We start from the raw sequence: 1,358 nt of genomic DNA on the forward strand, positions 1-1,358 counted from the left end.
GTCAGTTGGTGGGTTGTGTGGGGGCGGGTGGTGGTGCGCGTGCGCCGTTGCGGGCGGTCGATGAGCGCCCGGCGGTGATTCCGTTGTCGTTTGCCCAGAGTCGGTTGTGGTTTGTTGATCAGCTTGAAGGGCCTAGTGCGGTCTACAACGTGCCGGTGGTGTGGCGCTTGGGTGGTGCGCTTGATGTTGAGGCGTTGGGTCAGGCGTTGGTTGATGTGGTGGGTCGTCATGAGAGCCTGCGCACGGTGTTTGTGGCGGTCGAGGGGGTACCGCAGCAGGTGGTGGTGCCTGTTGAGCAGGTCGAGGTGGGGTGGAGTGTTGTCGAGGCGGTGGGGTGGTCTGGGGCTCGTCTGGATGACGCGTTGGCCGCCTCAGCGCGTTACACGTTCGACTTGGCGACCGAAATTCCTTTGCGGGCAGAGCTTTTCATTGTGGGTGAGCAGTGCTATGTGTTGGTGCTGACGGTGCATCACATCGCTGCTGATGGTTGGTCGTTGGGCCCGCTGGCCGCGGATTTGGGTGTGGCGTATGCCAGTCGGTGTGCTGGGCATGCTCCGCGGTGGGCGGGGTTGGCGGTGCAGTATGTCGATTACACGTTGTGGCAGCGTGAGCATTTGGGTGATCTGGCCGATCCCGACAGTGGTGTGGCTGCCCAGCTGCAGTTCTGGCACGACGCGTTGGCGGGGATGGCTGAACGTGTGCAGTTGCCGACTGATCGGCCTTATCCGGCGGTGGCTGATTATCGGGGCGCCACGGTGGGGGTGGATTGGCCGGTGGATCTGCAGCATCGGGTAGCGCGGGTGGCCCGTGAGCATCATGTGACCAGTTTCATGGTGGTTCAGGCGGCGTTGAGTGTGTTGTTGTCGAAGCTCAGCGGCAGTTCTGATGTGGCGGTGGGGATTCCGGTCGCCGGTCGTGGTGATCCGGCGCTAGATGAGTTGGTGGGCTTTTTCGTCAACACGTTGGTGTTGCGGATCGAGGTGGTGGGGGATCCGAGTTTTGCTGAGTTGTTGGCTCAGGTGCGGGCGCGGTGTCTGGCGGCTTTTGAGCATCAGGACGTGCCGTTTGAGGCGGTGGTGGATCGGCTCAACCCGGTCCGGTCGTTGGCGCATCATCCGTTGGTCCAGGTGGGATTGGCTTGGCAAAACACCGGCGCTGTTGCGCCGGTGCTGGGTGATGTGGATGTCACGGTGCTGTCGATGCATACCCAGACCGCGCGTATGGACCTGGCGTTTTCGTTGGCCGAACGCTTCACCGACCGTGGTGAGCCCGCCGGTATCGGTGGGTCGGTGGAGTATCGCAGCGATGTGTTCGATGAGGCCGGTATCTGCACTCTGATCGACCGGTTTGAGCGGGTA

General features: G+C 62.4%; 1 protein-coding gene. It reads left to right on the forward strand.

Annotation, left to right across the window (positions count from 1 at the left end; translation table 11 throughout):
- The coding region (locus ACX9NE_RS29250) for a condensation domain-containing protein (protein WP_459365265.1) at positions 1 to 1,358 on the forward strand (1,358 nt) is incomplete at both ends.

The sequence above is a fragment of the Mycobacterium sp. ML4 genome, from assembly GCF_054515735.1.